Here is a 19,440-nt window from a genome sequence, read left to right as displayed (position 1 = left end):
CCCCATCCACCGGCGCACGCCTCCTCCAGAGCCCTTCCCCGAAGCCGCCGCGAGCCCATCCCAAGCTCGCCCAGGCTTTCCGAAGCCCTTCGGAAAGCGCCTCAGGAAGACCCCCCGCGCCCCAGAAGCGGCCCCCGCCTCCTCCGCCAAGCCTCCGAAACGCGCCGCGCCCACTGGTCCGACCCGGCCGCGCCCGCAGCGCGCCCCTTCGGCACACAGTGCACCGGAAGCAGACTCAGCCCCCACCCGCCGGCCGCGACCGCCCCCTCCAGCACGCCGGCGTCCGACGCGAACGCCAGCCGCATCACGGCCCACCACCACAGCCCTCCAACTCCGAGAGCCAGCCCCCACCTGCCTATTCGCCCCATCCGCCCCGCCATGGCACCACCTCCAGCCGGACGCCCGACGCTAGACCGCCGAGTTCACCCATCGACAGGGCGCATCGACACGAATGGGGCGCCCGGCGCACACCACCGGCGCCCGCCCCACAACCGCACACCCAAAACCGAAGCCGAGGCCATCCCCAACCCCACAGCCACAGCCACAGCCCACGTAACCCGGCAGAGCCACCCTCACCCGTTCTCCGCCTGGAACATCCAGTGATGCTTCTCAAGATCCGCGGTGATCCCGATGAAGATGTCCTGGCTCACCGGATCCGCCTCCCCCGTCGCCCCGACCCGCTCCCGCATCCGCTCGATGACGGCTGCGAGTGCGTCCACCAGCGCCCCCACCGCGTCGGTGTCCTTCACCCACCCGTCCGGCGTGGCCCCGATGCCGCTGCTGGTCGCGACGGTCGCCGCACGTCCGTCCGGCGAGACCCCGAGCGTGGAGGCACGCTCGGCCACGGTGTCGGAGTGCAGCCGGGCGGTGTCCACGACCTCGTCGAGCTGGAGATGGATGGACCGGAAGCGCGGTCCGACCACGTTCCAGTGAATCTGCTTCGCCACGAGTGACAGATCCACCAGATCGACCAGCGCACCCTGCAGCGCCTCGGCCACGGTCTTCAGATCAGCATCGGTCAACGGGCTCTTCACGACGTACATGGACATCCTCCGGTCAGCAACGACCCCCGGCTTCAGCCCCCGCTCCTCCACCATGGCCGCCCCGCCCCTTACCGGCAAACGCTGACAAACCCCGCCGCGTCATCGACCCACGCCCTCCCCCGGCCCACGCCCTCCCCGACCCTCACCCGCCTACGCAAAAGCCCCGACCGCCCCCTCCAGGTCTCCCCGGAGAAGGCCCCGGCCGGGGCTCTCACACAGTTCTTCGCATCTCAGCTCGCGGGCGCGAGCCCGTGAGCGTCAGGCGGCGACGACGTCGACCGCCTCCGCAGGCGCCTTGATGGTCACCCGTTCCGGCGGCACACCGGTCACCGATACGGAATTGAGCCTCGGGCGCACCGGTGTGGGCACAGGCTCGGTAGCCGCTGCCGACCGGGCCAGCTCGGCGAGTGCGAGCTCGTCGCTCACTTCCCGCATGAGCTCGGACATCCGTACGTCCAGCGCGTCGCAGATCGCGGAGAGCAGCTCAGAGGAAGCCTCCTTCTGCCCCCGCTCCACCTCGGAAAGATAGCCGAGTGAAACTCGGGCGGACGAGGAGACTTCGCGCAGAGTACGGCCCTGGCGCTGGCGCTGCCGACGCAGCACGTCACCAAGCAGGCGACGGAGCAGAATCATCGGTGGCTCCCTCCTCGGACCGCGTAGCCGCATCCTTCTCGCCCCACCGTACCGCCTTGCGCCGCGGCCGTGCGGGGAGCGATGTCGTGTTCACTCAGGGCTGCAAACATCAAAACCCCCCGTTCTGTTCCGTATCCTGTGCCCGCTCATTCTCAGTGAGTTCGCCCACGAGCTGCTCCAGAAGCAGTGCGAGCACGCTCCGTACACTCTCCATACGGATTTCCGTCCGGGAGCCGTTCAACCGCAACGCCACCACTTTCCCGCCAAGAACGCCTTCGCCGGAGGTGCCGTGCGGCCCGTCCACGGCAACGAAAACCGTGCCGACGGGCTGTCCGTCCTGGGGTTCGGGGCCGGCGACACCGGTCGTCGAGATGCCCCAGTCCGCGCCGAGCACCTTGCGAGCGCCGGCCGCCATCTGGGCCGCGACCTGCGGATCCACCGCTCCGCGCTGATCCAGCAGAGTGGCGTCGACGCCGAGTACATCGCGCTTGAGGTCGGTGGCGTACGCGGTCACCGAGCCGCGGAATGCCTTGGAGGCTCCGGGCACCGCCGCGAGGTCCGCCGCCACCAGACCGCCGGTCAGCGACTCGGCCACAGCGAGCGTCTCGCCCCTCACCGTGAGTAGTCGCAGCACTTCGGCGGCCGTGGAGGTCACGCTTCCGCCTCCTCGGCGGCGGCCTTTCGGTCGGCCAGTCCCTGACGCCGCAGCACAATGGCCTGTCTCACATAGTCGAGCCCGGTGACGACAGTCAGGGCGACCGCCACAGCCATCACCCAGAACCTCAGGGTCGCCAGCGGCCCCGTCAGCGCCAGGACGTACATCCCGACGGCCACTCCCTGCGTCAGCGTCTTTATCTTGCCGCCGCGGCTGGCGGGGATCACGCCGTAACGGATCACCACGAAGCGCAGGAGGGTGATCCCCAGTTCACGCCCGAGGATCACGCCCGTCACCCACCATGGCAGATCGCCGAGCGAGGAGAGACAGATGAGCGCCGCTCCCATGATCGCCTTGTCTGCGATCGGGTCGGCGATCTTCCCGAAGTCGGTGACGAGGTTGTACGTACGCGCCAGATGACCGTCGAAGACGTCCGTGATCATGGCTACGGCGAAGGCGGCCCAGGCCCAAGCCCGCCACACGGGGTCGTACCCGCCGTCGGCCAGCATCAGCGCCACGAAGCCCGGCACGAGCACGAGCCGGAGCATGGTGAGGAGGTTGGCCACGTTCCACAGGCTGGCCTGGTTGACGGCCGCGGCGCTCAGCTTCGCGCCCCGTGGTGTCTTCGAGCCCTGGGTACCGGTGGCACCCGTACCGGAGGTTCCCTTGCCGGAGGCGCTGGAAGCGCCGGCAGCACCACGCGTACCGGGCGCACCGGGGCCGCCCGCCGCGGATGCCGGGACTCCGGTCATCTGGCCGCCTCCTCTGTACATGCGAGCGAGCCCGGGAGCGGCTCGGCCACCAGGTCGACACCTTCCGTACCGACTACCTTCGCCTCGACCATACGGCCGACGGTGAGACCTTCGCCGCTTGTGAACAGCACCTGGCCGTCGGTCTCGGGTGCCTGATGCGCGGCACGGCCGTACGCGGGCTCCTCCTCGCCGTCGGAACCGGCGGAGCCCAGGGACTCGACCAGCACCTGCAAGGTCTCCCCGACGCGCTCCTCCGCCCGCTGGGAGACCAGCTCCTCGGCGAGCCGGGACACGCGCGCGAGCCGCTCGGCGACGACGTCCTCGTCCAGCTTGTTCTCGTACGTCGCCGCTTCGGTGCCGTCCTCGTCGGAGTACCCGAAGACGCCGATCGCGTCCAGCCGCGCGCCGGTCAGGAAGCGCTCCAGCTCCGCCAGGTCGTCCGCGGTCTCGCCGGGGAAGCCCACGATGAAGTTGGACCGCACACCGGCCTGCGGGGCCTTGGAGCGGATCGTGTCGAGCAGCTGCAGGAACTGGTCGGTGCTCCCGAAGCGCCGCATCGCGCGGAGCACCCCGGGGGCGGAGTGCTGGAAGGACAGGTCGAAGTAGGGCGCGATCTTCGGCGTCGAGGTCAGTGCGTCGATGAGCCCGGGCCGCATCTCGGCGGGCTGGAGGTAGCTGACCCGCACCCGCTCGATCCCGTCGACGTCGGCGAGCTCGGGCAGCAGCGTCTCCAGGAGGCGGATGTCGCCGAGGTCCTTGCCGTACGAGGTGTTGTTCTCGGAGACCAGCATGACCTCCTTGACGCCCTGCTCGGCCAGCCAGCGCGTCTCGCCCAGGACGTCGGACGGCCGCCGCGAGATGAAGGAGCCGCGGAAGGACGGGATGGCGCAGAAGGAGCAGCGTCGGTCGCAGCCGGAGGCCAGCTTCACCGAGGCGACCGGTGAGCCGTCGAGCCGGCGGCGCAGGGGTGCGCGGGGGCCGGACTCCGGAGCGATGCCCTCCGGAAGATCGACGGGAGCGTGCCCCGGAAGGGCGACCTCCGTGCCCGCGCTCTGCCGCTCGGCCGGGCTGATCGGCAGCAGCTTGCGCCGGTCGCGCGGGGTGTGGGCGGCGTGGATGCCGCCGTTCAGGATGGTCTGGAGCCGGTCGGAGATGTCGGCGTAGTCGTCGAAGCCGAGCACTCCGTCGGCCTCGGGCAGGGCCTCGGCGAGCTCCTTGCCGTACCGCTCGGCCATGCAGCCGACGGCGACCACGGCCTGCGTTCTTCCATGGCCCTTGAGGTCGTTGGCCTCCAGGAGGGCGTCGACGGAGTCCTTCTTGGCGGCCTCGACGAAGCCACAGGTGTTGACGACCGCGACGTCCGCGTTCTCGGCGTCCTCCACGAGGTGCCAGCCGTCCGCCTCCAAGCGGCCTGCGAGCTCCTCCGAGTCCACCTCGTTACGGGCGCAGCCAAGAGTGACGAGTGCGACGGTACGGCGTTCAGGCATGGGCTCAAGACTACTTCGTCCCACTGACAGCCCACGTCGACGGGGTTGGCCGATCTTGGCCAACCCCGTACCCGCATGCCCCTTGAGGTCGCTTGTCCGACCTCGGGGTCGGTCATCCGACCTCGGGGTCGCCCTTCGTGTAGGTGAGGCGCTCGACGCCACCGGGCTGGAACTCGTCCTCGATCTTCTTGCCGTTGACGTAGAGCTGGAGGGCTCCCGCGTCACCGAGGACGAGGTCGATCTTCTCCTTGTCCTGGAAGGTCTTGGAGTCGCCCTGCTTCAGGAAGCCGTCGAAGAGCAGTCGGCCGTTGTGGTCCTTGGCGGAGATCCAGCTGCGCCCGTCGGGGGCGGTCACCTGGACGGTCACCTTGTCCTGCGGCGCGGCCGCGATGGCGCTGTCCGACGGGTCGGGCTTGGGGTCGGCGGGCTTGGTCGCGGTCGGCTTGGTCTTGACGGGCTTGCTGGCGGTGGGCGTGGATCCCTCGGCGACCTGCGTCTTCGAGCCGTCCGAGTCGTCCTTGACCATCGTGAACCCGACGAAGCCGATCACCGCGACGATCGCGGCGACCATGGCGGCGGTCCAGTTGGGACCCCGGCGCTCCGGACGGATCCGCTCGGCCTCGAACATCGGTGCCGCGGGGGTCGGCGCGGGCCGCCCGCCGTGATCGTCGTCGTACTGGGCGAGGAGGGGCGCCGGATCGAGGTGGACGGCGCGCGCCAGCGTCTTGAGGTGACCGCGCGCGTACACGTCGCCGCCGCAGGGCGTGAAGTCGTCCTGTTCGATCGCGTGCACGATGGCGATGCGGACCCGGGTGGCGTTACTGACGTCGTCGACTGTCAGCCCCGCCGCGATGCGCGCCTGCTGCAGAGCACGGCCGATCGAAGGGCGATCAGCCTTTTCGATGGGAGGCTCGTCCTGAGGGGAGTTGTCGTCAGGGGAGTTGCCGATGGACACGGGGGCGCCTTTCGAGCGTGTAGCCACCTGTGCTGGAGGTTCAGTCTAGGGGGGTTGCGAAAGGGTGGGGCAACCGGGCGGTGGGACTTTGTACGCCATCAGAACGGCCGGTCATCCTGATGGTGGGACACGCGTCTTTCGCTTCCCTCAACTTGACGTGCGACGAAGGGAAACGGTTGCTCACGGTTCCCTTACGGGTGAGTCACGTTCGAATCACCCACGTGGCCCTGACGTGCTCACCCACGTGGCCGTGGCCCATCCGCAAGAGGAAACGGACTTCCCCGTTTCTCTACGGATGAGCCTCCCCACGGATCACCGCGAGCACTCCGTCCATCTCGTCAGGTTTCACAAGAACATCACGTGCCTTGGAACCCTCGCTCGGACCGACGATGTTGCGGGACTCCATGAGGTCCATCAGCCGACCGGCCTTGGCGAAGCCGACGCGCAGCTTGCGCTGGAGCATCGAGGTCGACCCGAACTGCGTGGAGACGACCAGTTCGGCGGCCTGGCACAGCAGGTCGAGGTCGTCGCCGATGTCCTCGTCGATCTCCTTCTTCTGCTTGGTGCCCACGGTGACGTCGTCCCGGAAGACCGGCGCCATCTGGTCCTTGCAGTGCTGGACGACGGCGGCGACCTCGTCCTCGGTGACGAACGCGCCCTGCATACGGGTCGGCTTGTTCGCCCCCATCGGCAGGAAGAGCCCGTCGCCCTTGCCGATCAGCTTCTCGGCGCCGGGCTGGTCGAGGATGACCCGCGAGTCCGCGAGCGACGACGTGGCGAAGGCGAGCCGCGACGGCACGTTCGCCTTGATCAGACCGGTGACGACGTCCACGGACGGCCGCTGCGTGGCGAGCACCAGGTGGATGCCGGCCGCACGCGCGAGCTGCGTGATGCGCACGATCGAGTCCTCGACGTCCCGTGGCGCGACCATCATCAGGTCGGCGAGCTCATCGACGATCACCAGCAGATACGGATAGGTCTTGAGCTCCCGCTCGCTGCCTTCCGGCGTCTTGAGCTTGCCGTCGCGGATGGCCTGGTTGAAGTCGTCGATGTGCCGGTACCCGAACGCCGCCAGGTCGTCGTACCGCAGATCCATCTCCCGTACGACCCACTGCAGCGCCTCGGCGGCCCGCTTCGGGTTGGTGATGATCGGCGTGATCAGGTGCGGGATGCCCTCGTACGCGGTCAGCTCGACGCGCTTGGGGTCGACGAGGACCATGCGCACGTCCTCGGGGGTCGCGCGGACCATGACGGACGTGATCAGGCAGTTGATGCATGAGGACTTACCGGAACCGGTCGCTCCGGCCACCAGGACGTGCGGCATCTTCGCCAGGTTGGCCATCACATAGCCGCCCTCGACGTCCTTGCCGAGTGCGACCAGCATCGGGTGGTCGTCCTCGGCGGCGTCCGCGAGGCGCAGCACATCGCCCAGGTTGACCATCTCGCGGTCGGTGTTGGGGATCTCGATGCCGACCGCGGACTTGCCGGGGATCGGGCTGATGATCCGCACGTCCGGGCTGGCGACGGCGTACGCGATGTTCTTGGCCAGCGCCGTGATCCGCTCGACCTTCACGGCGGGGCCGAGCTCGACCTCGTACCGCGTGACGGTCGGGCCGCGGGTGAAGCCGGTGACGGCGGCGTCGACCTTGAACTCCATGAAGACGTTCGTGAGCGAGGCGACCACGGCGTCGTTGGCGGCGCTGCGCGTCTTGCCGGGGCCGCCGCGCTCCAGGAGGTCGAGCGACGGCAGGGAGTAGGTGATGTCGCCGGAAAGCTGGAGCTGCTCGGCGCGCGGAGGCAGGTCGCGCGGTGCCTCGGGAGCGGGCTTGGTCAGGTCGGCGACCTCGGCCTTGAGCATCTCCTGCTTGGGCCTGGCGCCCTTGGTCCCCTTGGCACGCGCGGCGGGCACCGGCGTCGGCTCCCCGCGCCCGCCCGAGTCCTGTCCGCCGGTGTCCTGACGGTCCCCGCGGTCCACGCCGACGCCCTGCGTCAGATCGGCCACCAGCGCGCTGGGAGGCATCCCGTGCATCACGGCACCGTCGAGCGCCGCGGCGGCGGCCGCTGCCACGTCCACGGCGTCCATGGGCCTGTCCAGCGCGGGCTGCTGCACGGCGGGCCGCCTGCGGCGGCTCCGGCGCGCGGAGAGCGCCTCCTGCTCGGCACTGTCCGGGTCGTACTCCTCGGACGCCGCCCGGCGCCGCCGGGGGCTCGCGGGCAGCGCTTCGCGCCACTGGTCGTCGTAGCGCTCGTCGTCCTCGCCGAAACCGTCGTCGGTCTCACGAGGGTGTACGAGGCCGAGCCGGGCGCCCAGCATGCGCAGCCGCTGGGGAATGGCGTTGACCGGTGTCGCGGTGACCACCAGCAGCCCGAAGACCGTGACCAGCACGAGGAGCGGCACGGCGAGGACCTCGCCCATCGTGTACGTCAGCGGTGTCGCCGCACCCCAGCCGATGAGCCCGCCCGCGTCCCTTATCGCCTGCATGCCGTCGCTGCGCGCGGGCGCTCCGCAGGCGATGTGGACCTGGCCGAGCACACCGATGGCGAGCGCGGACAGACCGATCACGATGCGGCCGTTGGCCTCGGGCTTCTCGGGGTGCCGGATGAGGCGCGCGGCGATGACCCCGAGCAGTATCGGCACGAGCAGGTCGAGGCGACCGAAGGCACCGGTCACCAGCATCTCGACGAGATCACCCACCGGACCACGGAGGTTGGACCAGGTCCCGGCGGCGACAATCAGTGCCAGCCCGAGCAGCAGCAGCGCGAGACCGTCCTTTCGATGCGCCGGGTCGAGCCCCTTCGCGCCCCGCCCTATGCCGCGGAACACGGCGCCGACGGCGTGCGCGACTCCCAGCCACAGGGCGCGCACCAGCCTGTACACGCCCCCGGTCGGATTGGGCGCCGGCTTCGGAGGAGCGGCTTTCTTGGTCGCGGCCTTCTTCGCGGGCGCCTTTTTCGCCGGAGCTTTCTTCGCGGGGGCCTTCTTCGCCGCAGCCTTCCGCGGAGCGGCCGCCTTCTTCGCGGGCGCCTTCTTGGCTGCGGACTGACGTGGGGCCATGAGTGTGAGGTTACCGGTGGAGACCACTGCGGACACGTGTGCCTACTGCTTCACCCGTTCGTGTCGCCCACAGAGGGCACCGAACTGACGCCGCCTCAACCGGCGAAGCCCGTAAGGGGCGCGGGGCCGCACCATGTGCGGCTCCGCCGCGTGGGCACGGTCCGCGCCCACCAACCCGTAAGCCACACACCGGTCTTGACGAACCCGGTGCGACTCAGTTCTGCGAGGGCAGCGAGGCCGCCCCGCTCCCCGTCCCCGGTTCCAACGCGTCCAGCGCCCGCCGCAACCCCGTGAGTTTGCGTTCGAGATGGGCCGCGGTTGCCACCGCCGCCGCGTCAGCCGAGTCGTCGTCGAGCTGCTTGGAGAGGGCCTCGGCCTGCTCCTCGACAGCCGCGAGCCGCGCGGAGAGTTCGGCGAGCAGCCCGGCAGGCTCCTTGGTGTTGCCGACCGACGCCTTGCCGCCCCCGCCTTCGAGCTGGAGCCGCAGCAGCGCGGCCTGCTCCCGGAGTTGGCAGTTCTTCATGTAGAGCTCTACGAAGACCGAGACCTTCGCGCGCAGCACCCACGGGTCGAACGGCTTCGAGATGTAGTCCACCGCACCCGCCGCGTATCCCCGGAAGGTGTGGTGCGGGCCGTGGTTGATCGCCGTGAGGAAGATGATCGGGATGTCCCGGGTCCGTTCTCGCCTCTTGATGTGCGCGGCGGTTTCGAAACCGTCCATGCCTGGCATCTGGACGTCCAGCAGAATGACCGCGAAGTCGTCCGTGAGCAGTGCTTTGAGCGCTTCCTCCCCGGAAGATGCCCGAACCAGTGTCTGATCGAGCGCGGAGAGAATCGCCTCCAGCGCCAGCAGATTCTCCGGCCGGTCATCGACCAGGAGGATCTTGGCCTTCTGCACCATGGCCCGCCCTCCTCGCCCCGGCAGTGCACCGGGCGCCGCCCCAGGGGACGACTCCCTTGCGTCGCCCGTCCTTGTGCCGGTCATGGTAGCCGCACCCCGCCTGTCGCCACACCCTGTCACCGCGATGTCACTGTGCACGTAGCAGAAACGTAGCGGGAGACCAGAAGGTTCCCCGAATCCCGGGTTTCTACACCGCCTCGGGCACACTCAGTCAACAGCCCGGCGAGCCCGGGCCACCGCCCGGACACCCCTGGCCACCCGGCCGTTCCCGGCCTGCCGATCACTCCCGCCACCCTGTCACCCTGTCACTGTCCGCTCATCCACTGCTGCATCACCGCGAGCAGATGATCGGGATCGACCGGTTTCGTCACGTAGTCGGAAGCGCCCGACTCGATCGCCTTCTCCCGGTCGCCCTTCATCGCCTTGGCGGTGAGCGCGATGATCGGCAGCCCGGCGAACTGGGGCATCCGACGGATCGCCGTCGTGGTCGCGTATCCGTCCATCTCGGGCATCATGATGTCCATCAGGACGACCGTCACATCGTCGTGCTGTTCCAGCACTTCGATGCCCTCGCGGCCGTTCTCGGCGTACAGCACCGACAGCCCGTGCTGCTCCAGGACGCTGGTGAGCGCGAACACGTTGCGGATGTCGTCGTCGACGATCAGCACCTTCTCGCCCTCGAAGCGGATGACACCGCGCGAGTGCACGGACGTCTCCTCGTCGGCAACGGACCAGGTGTCCCTGGCCTGCGTCTGCGGCCCCGGAAGGGCGGGCCGCTGCTGGGCCGAGGGCATCGCCCTGCGACGCCGCCTGAAGAGCGCGGCGGCCCCGTTCTGTGTCTCCTGGTACGACTTGACCTCGGCGGGGGTCTCCACATGGCCCCCGTTCTCGTCGTCCGAACCCGCCGGAAGCGCCCCGTTCTCCATGGGCGTACCGAGTTGCGGATAGCCCTGCGGGGGCAGTTCGCTCGGGTGCAGCGGCAAATACAGCGTGAAGGTCGAGCCGCGTCCCGGTTCGCTCTGCGCGTGGATCTCGCCGCCCAGCAGCCGCGCGATCTCCCGGGAGATGGACAACCCCAGTCCCGTACCGCCGTACTTGCGGCTCGTCGTGCCGTCCGCCTGCTTGAACGCCTCGAAGATCACGCGCATCTTGCTGGCCGCGATCCCGATTCCCGTGTCCGCCACGGAGAACGCGATCAGATCGGCGTCCGCGTCCCGCAGCGAGCCCGCCTCCAGGAGCTGTTCCCGGATGGCGACCGGCACCTCCGCGCCCGCGGGCCGGATGACCAGTTCGACCGCTCCGGAGTCGGTGAACTTCACCGCGTTGGAGAGCAGGTTGCGCAGCACCTGGAGGAGCCGCTGTTCGTCCGTGTGCAGCGTGGCCGGCAGTTCCGGCGACACCCGTACGGAGAAATCGAGGCCCTTCTCTGCCGTCAGCGGACGGAAAGTGGCCTCTACGTAGTCGACGAGTTGGACCAGCGCGATCCGCGTCGGCGACACGTCCATCTTGCCCGCCTCGACCTTCGAAAGGTCGAGGATGTCGTTGATCAGCTGGAGCAGGTCGGACCCCGCGCCGTGGATCGTCTCGGCGAACTCGACCTGCTTCGGGGTGAGGTTGGAGTCCGCGTTGTCGGCGAGCAGCTTGGCCAGGATCAGCAGCGAGTTGAGCGGCGTACGCAGCTCGTGCGACATGTTGGCGAGGAACTCGCTCTTGTAGCGCATGGAGACCGCGAGTTGCTCGGCGCGCTCCTCCAGGACCTGCCGCGCCTCCTCGATCTCGGTGTTCTTGACCTCGATGTCGCGGTTCTGCTGGGCCAGCAGCTCGGCCTTCTCCTCCAGCTCGGCGTTGGACGCCTGGAGGGCCTTCTGCCGGTTCTCCAGCTCGGCCGACCGCTCCCGCAGCTGCTCGGTCAACTCCTGCGACTGCTTGAGCAGTACCTCGGTCTTCGTGTTGACCGCGATCGTGTTGACGCTCGTCGCGATCATCTCGGCGATCTGGCTGAGGAAGTCCTTCTGGATGTGCGTGAACGAGTGGAACGACGCCAGCTCGATCACGCCGAGGACGGTCCCTTCGAAGAGCACCGGCAGCACGATGACATGCGCGGGAGGCGCCTCACCGAGCCCGGAGGCGATCTTCAGATACCCCGGCGGCACGTTCTCCACGAGAATCGTCCGCTTCTCCTTGGCCGCCGTCCCGATCAGCGTCTCACCGGGCCTGAACGACGTCGGCATGGAGCCCATGGAGTACCCGTACGACCCGAGCATGCGCAGCTCGTACGAGTCGTCGTGCGCGGCGCCCACGTCCTTGCCGTCGTCCAGCGGCATCGCCAGGAAGAACGCGCCGTGCTGCGCCGAGACCACCGGAGTCAGCTCGCTCATGATCAACGAGGCCACGTCGGCAAGGTCGCGCCGGCCCTGCATCAGACCGGAGATCCGGGCGAGGTTGCCCTTCAGCCAGTCCTGCTCCTTGTTGGCGATGGTGGTGTCGCGGAGGTTGGCGATCATCTTGTTGATGTAGTCCTGAAGTTCCTGGATCTCGCCGGAGGCGTCCACGTCGATCTTCAGATTGAGGTCACCACGGGTCACCGCGGTCGCCACGCGCGCGATGGCACGCACCTGCCGGGTGAGGTTCCCGGCCATCTCGTTCACCGACTCGGTGAGGTCGCGCCAGGTGCCGTCGACGTCACGGACACGCGCCTGGCCGCCCAACTGGCCCTCCGTGCCCACCTCGCGGGCGACTCGGGTGACCTCCTCCGCGAAGGACGACAGCTGGTCGACCATCGTGTTGATGGTGGTCTTCAGCTCCAGGATCTCGCCGCGCGCGTCGATGTCGATCTTCTTGGTCAGGTCGCCCTTGGCGATGGCCGTGGTGACCATCGCGATGTTGCGCACCTGGCCGGTGAGGTTGGACGCCATGCCGTTCACGGACTCGGTGAGGTCCTTCCACGTACCGGACACACCCGGTACGCGCGCCTGGCCGCCGAGGATGCCGTCCGTACCCACCTCGCGGGCCACCTTGGTGACCTGGTCCGCGAACGAACTCAGCGTCTTCACCATGGTGTTGAAGGTGTCGGCGAGCTGCGCGACCTCGCCGCGCGCCTCGATCGTCACCGTCCGCGTCAGGTCGCCGTTGGCGACGGCCGCCGCGACCTGCGAGATGTTCCGCACCTGCATGGTGAGGTTGTAGGCCATCAGGTTGACGTTGTCGCTCAGGTCCTTCCAGATGCCCGTGACCCCGGGCACCCGCGCCTGGCCGCCCAACTGGCCCTCGGTGCCCACCTCGCGGGCCACCCGGGTCACCTGCTCGGCGAACGACGACAGCTGGTCGACCATCGTGTTGACGGTCGTGACCAGTTCGAGGATCTCGCCCTTGGCGTCGACGGTGATCTTCTTGGACAGGTCGCCCATGGCGACCGCGGTCGTGACCTCGGCGATGTTGCGCACCTGAATGGTCAGGTTGTTCGCCATGAAGTTCACGGACTGCGTGAGGTCCTTCCAGGTGCCGGAGACACCCTGCACTTCGGCCTGTCCGCCGAGGATGCCCTCCGTGCCCACCTCGCGGGCGACCCGCGTGACCTGCTCGGCGAAGTTCGAGAGCTGGTCCACCATCGTGTTGAGGGTGTTCTTGAGCTCCAGGATCTCGCCGCGCGCATCCACGTCGATCTTCTGCGACAGGTCGCCCCGGGCCACCGCCGTCGCGACCTGCGCGATGTTGCGCACCTGGGCGGTGAGGTTGCCGGCCATGCCGTTCACGGAGTCGGTCAGGTCGCGCCAGACACCGGCGACGCCGGGCACCTGCGCCTGACCGCCCAGCCGGCCGTCCGTGCCCACCTCACGGGCCACCCTGGTCACCTGCTCGGCGAAGGCGCTGAGCTGGTCGACCATCGTGTTGATGGTGTTCTTGAGCTCCAGGATCTCGCCGCGCGCGTCGACCTCGATCTTCTGCGACAGGTCACCCCGGGCGACCGCCGTCGTCACCTGGGCGATCTGCCGCACCTGGGACGTCAGGTTGCCCGCCATGAAGTTGACGGAGTCGGTGAGGTCCTTCCAGGTGCCGGACACACCGTCCACGCGCGCCTGGCCGCCCAGCCGGCCCTCCGTGCCCACGTCACGCGCCATCCGCGTCACCTGGTCGGCGAAGTTCGAGAGCTGGTCCACCATCGTGTTCACGGTGTTCTTCAGCTGGAGCATCTCTCCGGAAACGTCCACGGTGACCTTCTGCGACAGGTCGCCGTTCGCCACCGCCGTCGTCACCTGGGCGATGTTCCTCACCTGTCCGGTGAGGTTCCGGAACGCCGTGTTGACGGAGTCCGTGAGGTCCTTCCACGTACCGGCCGCGCCCGGCACCGCCGCCTGGCCGCCCAGCTCACCCTCGACACCGATCTCCCGCGCCACGCGGGTCACCTCGGCACCGAAGCTCGACAGCTGGTCGACCATCGTGTTGACGGTGTTCTTCAGTTCCAGCATCTCGCCGGCGACCTCGACGCTGACCTTCTGCGACAGGTCACCGCTGGCCACCGCCGTCGTCACCGTGGCGATGTCCCGCACCTGAGTGGTGAGATTCCGGAAGACCGTGTTCACCGAATCGGTGAGGTCCTTCCACGTTCCCGCCGCACCCGGCACGTTCGCCTGCCCGCCGAGCCGCCCCTCGCCACCGACCTCGTTGGCCACGCGGGTGACCTCGTCCGCGAACGTACGCAGCGTCTCGGTCATCTGGTTGATCGTCTCGGCGAGCTGCGCGACCTCGCCGCGCGCCGACACGGTCACCTTCTGCGACAGGTCACCGTTGGCCACCGCGGTCGTCACCTGGGCAATCCCGCGCACCTGTGCGGTGAGATTGCCGGCCATAAGATTCACCGAATCGGTGAGGTCCTTCCACACACCCGCCACACCTGGCACCTGTGCCTGGCCGCCGAGCTCCCCCTCGGTGCCCACCTCGCGCGCGACTCGCGTCACCTCGGAGGAGAAAGAGGACAGCTGGTCCACCATCGTGTTGACGGTGTTCTTGAGCTCCAGCATCTCGCCGGCCACGTGAACCGTGACCTTCCGGGACAAGTCGCCCTTGGCGACCGCCGTGGTCACGAGCGCGATGTCCCGCACCTGAGCCGTCAGCCGGTACGCCATGGTGTTGACCGAGTCCGTGAGGTCCTTCCACGAACCGGACATTCCACGCACTCGCGCCTGTCCGCCCAGCTTGCCCTCGGTGCCCACCTCGCTGGCCACGCGCGTGACCTCGTCGGTGAACGTCGACAGCTGGTCGACCAGGTTGTTGACCGTGCGCCCGACCTTCAGGAACTCTCCGCGCAGCGGATGCCCGTTCCCGTCCGCGGCCTGCGCCCGCAGCTCCATACGCGGCGACAGATCGCCCTCCGCCACGGCGGACAGCACCCGCCCGACCTCGGAGACGGGCCGCACGAGATCGTCGACCAGCGCGTTGGAGTTGTCGATCGCGGTGGCCCAGGAGCCCTCGCAAGCGCCCGACTCCAGCCGCTCCGTCAACTTCCCCTCACGGCCGACCATGCGCCGCACACGCGCCAGCTCGCCCGTCAGATGCAGATTTCGGTCAGCCACTTCATTGAAGACCGCCGCAATCTCGGACATCACACCATCGCCCGAGACCGTGAGCCGCTTACGGAAGTTGCCGTCCCGCATCGACACCAGGGCCGCCAGCAGCCTGTTCAGGGCAGCCGTGTCCACGTCGGTGGTGCCATTGCGTGGTTTGCGCTGGTTACTCAGGGACTGTCCGCCTTTCGCGCGCGTTTTAGTGCCCCGCGTCGCTGCGCCAGACTCCACTGTGTCCCTCCCGCAAGGGTCGACCATTTACTGCTCGGCGTACTCGGGTACTACTGCTCGGCGTACTGGAAGGCACTCTGCCTGCCCGGACCTTCCCTGGAAGCTTGCCCAGTGTTTCACCATGGCTGAACCAGGCCATAACAGTTCGGCAGCTTCGCACATGGTCCGCACACACGCTCCGGAGTGGAAACAGTGGTGACCGGCATCCGCATGGACGGCGAAGGTAAGTAACCTTGCATGCGGCTGTCCAGCCACGCCGGTCCTTCCGGCCTGGGCGGTGGCACGAGCACGAGCGGGCAGGCATCGGAGGGGCACCGCACCATGACCACCGAACTGCATCCCGGGGGACCACCCCAGGATCCCCGGCCGACGGGGAACCAGCCCCTGCCACGGCAGGAGCGGGTCGGCCACGCAGCGCTGCCCTCCGACAACCGGACAAGGAGTTCTGTGATCACCGCGCGCGCGGCCGCCAGCTTCGATCCTGTCGGGCGGTCCGTCGCGACCGCTCGGTCCTTCGTCCGTGACACCCTCCAGGGTTGGGGCTTTGCCGACATCGTCGACGACGCCGTGGTCCTCACCAGCGAGCTTGTCACCAATGCCGTGGTGCACGCGGGCACGTCCGCCGACGTCCTGTGCCTGCGCAGCGACGAGGGCGTACGGATCGAGGTGGGGGACCGCTACCCGGAACGTGAGATTCCACTCCAGGCGGCCGCCATCAACATGGGCAGCCCAGACCGCGAGGGCGGCCGCGGCCTGCAGCTCTGCGCAGCCCTGGCCGGCCGCTGGGGCGTCGAGTACACACCCACGCACAAGCAGGTCTGGTTCCAGCTGGAACTGCCGGAACGCTCGGTGGGCACCCGTACGGCCGGCCCCGCCCTCCCGGCCAACCTCCTCCCGCTCGCCGACGGCCGCGTACGTGTGGCGGTCATCCAGATCGACCGCACCGGCGCCATCAACGCCTGGAACGAGGACGCGGAGGAACTCTTCGGGTACGCGGCCGAGCAGGTCATCGGCAAGCCCCTCACCGATCTCGCCGCCTGGCCGCACACGCCCGGCACCAGCACCGGCATCGTCGAGGCGCTCCAGCTCTCCCGCTGGGAGGGCAGTTACGGCCTCCGCGCCGCCAACGGCCGTGTGACGCCGGTCTACGCCTCGCATCTGCGCGTCCGGGACACCGGCGGCGAACCCTCGACGGTCTGCCTTCTCGTCCGCGACCACGAACGCGCCGTCCTGCAGACCCCGCTGCGCGTCAACGCCTCGGACACGACCACCAGTTCGGAGGGCCAGGCGTCGGACCCCTTCGAGGTCTTCATCGGCTCGCCGGCCCCGGACGACCTGGACGGCCTCCTCCAGCGCACGGTGGAGCGCGCCCGCGACATGCTCGACGGCGACTCCGCCTTCCTCCTCCTGGCGACCGACGACGAAACGGAGTTGGAGGTCCGCGCCTCCACCGGCCTCCCCTCGGCCCGCCAGCGCTTCGCCCGCGTCCCCGTGGAAGCGGGCCCCGGCCGCTACGGCTCGGCCCGTATGCCCGCCGTGCACGAGGACCTGACGGTCGTTCCGGGCGCCGTACCGCTGCTCAGCGGCACGGGCATGCGCTCGGTCGTCACGGTCCCCCTCAAGGTCGAGGGCCGCCTGACCGGTTCGCTCGGCGTCGCGGCCGAGGCCCAGGGGCGGTACTCGAACGAGGAGGCCCTGCGCCTCCAGTTCGCCGCCGACCGCATCGCGCTCGCCGTGGAGTCGGCGCGCCTGGGCGAGCTGGAGCGCCTGCGCCGCGGTTCCCTGTCCTTCCTCGTCGAGGCCTCGGACCTCCTCGCGGGCACGCTGGACCGCGACCAGACACTGGCCCTGATGGCCCAGATGACGGTCCCGACCCTGGCCACCTGGTGCGCCGTCTACACGATCGCCGACCAGGCATCGGATCCCTATCTTTCGTACGTCCTGCACGAGGACGAGGACCGCATCGACGGCCTCAAGGCCCTCCTGTCGAAGATCGCCCCTCCGGACCCCGTCCCGACCCCGGGGGCCCGCGTCTGGGCCGCTCCCGCGGAGGCCGCCCACCAGGCCGCCCTGCGCACCTCCATGCGCAGCCTCGGCCTGGGCGAGCCCGCCACGGTGAGCTCCGGCATCGGTACGACCCTGCAGACGGCCGCCGCGGTCGGCGGCGAGACCGTCGTACTCCCCCTGGTGGCCCGCAACCGCGTCATCGGCATGCTGACGCTCGGCAAGCCGTCGGACGAACACTTCCGCCAGGAAATCCTGGAACTCGCCGAGGACTTGAGCCGCAGGGCCGCCCTGGCCCTCGACAACGCCCGCCTGTACTCGGAGCGCACGGCCATCAGCCAGTCCCTCCAGCGCAGCCTCCTGCCCCCGGAACTCCCCCAGATCGACGGCGTGGAGGTCGAGGTCATCTACCGCGCGGCGGGCGAGGGCAACGAAGTCGGCGGCGACTTCTACGACCTCTTCCCCATCCGCGACGGCGCCTACGGCTTCGCCATCGGAGACGTCTGCGGTACGGGCCCGGAGGCGGCCGCGGTCACGGGCCTCGCCCGGCACGCGCTGCGTCTGCTCGCCCGCGAGGGTTTCGGCGGCCCTGCGGTCCTGGAGCGCCTGAACTCCGCGATCCTCGACGAGGGCGCCCGCAGCCGCTTCCTGACGCTCCTCTACGGGGAGTTGTGGCCCCAGGAGGACGGCTCGGCGCTTCTCAAGGTCGTCTGCGCCGGCCACCCGCTCCCCCTGCGCCTCCGCCAGGACGGCACGGTCGAACCGGCCGCCGAACCTCAGCCGCTCCTCGGCGTGATGGAAGACCTGGAACTGTACGAGCAGACGATCACGCTCGACCCGGGCGACGTCCTGCTGTGCGTGACGGACGGCGTCACCGAACGCCGCGAGGGCACCCGCATGTTGGGCGACGACGGCCTCATCGACGTCCTCACCACCTGCACGGGCCTCACGGCCGGAGCAGTGGCAGCTCGCATCATGCGCGCAGTGGAACGCTTCGCGTCGGACGCCCCGTCGGACGACATGGCCATTCTCGCGATGCGCGTTCCCGGCCTTCAGAACGACTGATCCCGGCCCGGGGGAACCGATCCCGGACACACGAAAGGCCCCCGCCCACAAGGGCGGAGGCCTTTTTGTCTGAGCCCCCCAACGGAATCGAACCGTTGACCTTCTCCTTACCATGGAGACGCTCTGCCGACTGAGCTAGGGGGGCCAGTTACTTTTCGAGGTCTCCCTCGTGGCAACGGAATAGATCATACCCCGAACGGCGGCGTGCTCCCAACCCTGTTCGGACGCTAGAAGGCGGGCTGCAGGAGCCCACCGAGCGCATTGCACGCGGACACCATCCGCTGCATCTCCCGCTTCGACAACGAGGCGTCGACAGGCAGAGCCAGTGTCTCGTCGGCGGCCCGCTCGGTCTCCGGCAGACAGACGTCCCGCCGGAACACGGGCATCCGGTGCACGGGCGTCTTCACCGGCACCCGGCACTCGACTCCCTTGGCCCGCACGGCCCGCGCGAAGGCGTCCCGGTCCGGCCGCCCGTTCCCCGGCACCCGCACGACGTACTGCTGGTACGTGTGTCCGATGCCGCGCACCGGCGTCCGCACGCCCCTCAACCGCCCGTCGAGGAACGCCGCATGCGCCCTGCGCTCCTCGATCTCGTCGTACGGCGCCTCGGACTCGCCCTGCTCCAGCACGAGCAGCCCGTGCCGCTGCCCGACATCCCGGAGCCTCGCGATGTCAGCGGGCCGCCCGAAGCGGTGCACGGCGACGACAGCGACCGTCCGAGGACCGACGGCCGCGTTCACCTCGACGACGTCCAGGCAGTACGTGGCCGGGTCTATGTCGGCGAAGACTGGCATCGCACCGGCCTGGATCACGGCCTCGGCGACCTCGGCGTTGCCGAACGCCGGCACGATGACCTCGTCACCGATTCCCACGCCCGCGGCCCGGAGCATTGCAGCAGTACCCATGTGACGGATGTTGGTCGCGCAACGTGAACTCCAAGTGACGCACAACAAAAAAGAGCTGGTCCCTGAACCGAAGTTCAGGGACCAGCTCTATTAATAATAGTTCGGCGGTGTCCTACTCTCCCACAGGGTCCCCCCTGCAGTACCATCGGCGCTGTAAGGCTTAGCTTCCGGGTTCGGAATGTAACCGGGCGTT

The 19,440-nt window shown here is 69.0% G+C and carries 11 protein-coding genes, 1 tRNA gene and 1 rRNA gene; 1 reads left to right on the top strand and 12 read right to left on the bottom strand.

Annotated features, from left to right (window positions below; translation table 11 throughout):
* Positions 1 to 572 precede the first annotated feature (572 nt).
* The 9 genes from ACZ5VQ_RS39620 to ACZ5VQ_RS39580 form a co-directional block, all read right to left on the bottom strand.
* On the bottom strand, positions 573 to 1,043 hold the full coding sequence (locus ACZ5VQ_RS39620; protein WP_306937386.1) for a Dps family protein: 471 nt from the start codon (positions 1,041 to 1,043) through the stop codon (positions 573 to 575).
* A 258-nt stretch (positions 1,044 to 1,301) separates the two neighbouring features.
* A complete protein-coding gene (locus tag ACZ5VQ_RS39615) occupies positions 1,302 to 1,676 on the bottom strand; it encodes a helix-turn-helix domain-containing protein (protein ID WP_055509692.1) in 375 nt (124 codons plus the stop codon).
* A 109-nt stretch (positions 1,677 to 1,785) separates the two neighbouring features.
* Complete coding sequence (locus ACZ5VQ_RS39610) at positions 1,786 to 2,331, bottom strand: CinA family protein (protein WP_200395531.1); 546 nt, start codon at positions 2,329 to 2,331, stop codon at positions 1,786 to 1,788.
* Complete coding sequence (gene pgsA, locus ACZ5VQ_RS39605; RefSeq protein ID WP_469109249.1) at positions 2,328 to 3,083, bottom strand: CDP-diacylglycerol--glycerol-3-phosphate 3-phosphatidyltransferase; 756 nt, start codon at positions 3,081 to 3,083, stop codon at positions 2,328 to 2,330. The genes ACZ5VQ_RS39610 and pgsA overlap by 4 nt, the downstream gene beginning before the upstream one ends.
* On the bottom strand, positions 3,080 to 4,570 hold the full coding sequence (gene rimO / locus ACZ5VQ_RS39600; protein ID WP_469109248.1) for a 30S ribosomal protein S12 methylthiotransferase RimO: 1,491 nt from the start codon (positions 4,568 to 4,570) through the stop codon (positions 3,080 to 3,082). Before rimO ends, pgsA begins: the two co-directional genes overlap by 4 nt.
* 112 nt (positions 4,571 to 4,682) lie before the next feature.
* Complete coding sequence (locus tag ACZ5VQ_RS39595) at positions 4,683 to 5,525, bottom strand: helix-turn-helix domain-containing protein (protein ID WP_469109247.1); 843 nt, start codon at positions 5,523 to 5,525, stop codon at positions 4,683 to 4,685.
* Between the two features lie 289 nt (positions 5,526 to 5,814).
* Positions 5,815 to 8,580, bottom strand: a complete 2,766-nt coding sequence (locus tag ACZ5VQ_RS39590; protein WP_469109246.1) for a DNA translocase FtsK — start codon at positions 8,578 to 8,580, stop codon at positions 5,815 to 5,817.
* Positions 8,581 to 8,794: 214 nt separating this feature from the next.
* The gene (locus tag ACZ5VQ_RS39585) at positions 8,795 to 9,481 is read right to left on the bottom strand and encodes a response regulator (RefSeq protein WP_469109245.1); all 687 of its coding nucleotides are present in this window, start codon (positions 9,479 to 9,481) and stop codon (positions 8,795 to 8,797) included.
* 305 nt (positions 9,482 to 9,786) lie between these two features.
* On the bottom strand, positions 9,787 to 15,273 hold the full coding sequence (locus ACZ5VQ_RS39580) for a HAMP domain-containing protein (RefSeq protein ID WP_469109244.1): 5,487 nt from the start codon (positions 15,271 to 15,273) through the stop codon (positions 9,787 to 9,789).
* Between the two features lie 321 nt (positions 15,274 to 15,594).
* Here ACZ5VQ_RS39580 and ACZ5VQ_RS39575 point away from each other — a divergent pair, with 321 nt between their 5' ends.
* A complete protein-coding gene (locus tag ACZ5VQ_RS39575) occupies positions 15,595 to 18,342 on the top strand; it encodes a SpoIIE family protein phosphatase (protein WP_469109243.1) in 2,748 nt (915 codons plus the stop codon).
* Positions 18,343 to 18,414: 72 nt separating this feature from the next.
* On the opposite strand, the gene ACZ5VQ_RS39570 is transcribed toward ACZ5VQ_RS39575, so the two are convergent.
* The 3 genes from ACZ5VQ_RS39570 to rrf form a co-directional block, all read right to left on the bottom strand.
* Positions 18,415 to 18,487, bottom strand: a tRNA-Thr gene (locus ACZ5VQ_RS39570).
* Positions 18,488 to 18,569: 82 nt separating this feature from the next.
* Positions 18,570 to 19,232, bottom strand: coding sequence for a DegT/DnrJ/EryC1/StrS family aminotransferase (locus ACZ5VQ_RS39565; protein WP_469109348.1), 663 nt, complete (start codon positions 19,230 to 19,232; stop codon positions 18,570 to 18,572).
* 114 nt (positions 19,233 to 19,346) lie between these two features.
* Positions 19,347 to 19,440 (bottom strand): 5S ribosomal RNA (rrf, locus tag ACZ5VQ_RS39560); the annotation flags it as partial.

It is taken from the genome of Streptomyces sp. NPDC033178 (genome assembly GCF_055577685.1).
This window is presented reverse-complemented; position numbering and strand designations above follow the sequence as displayed.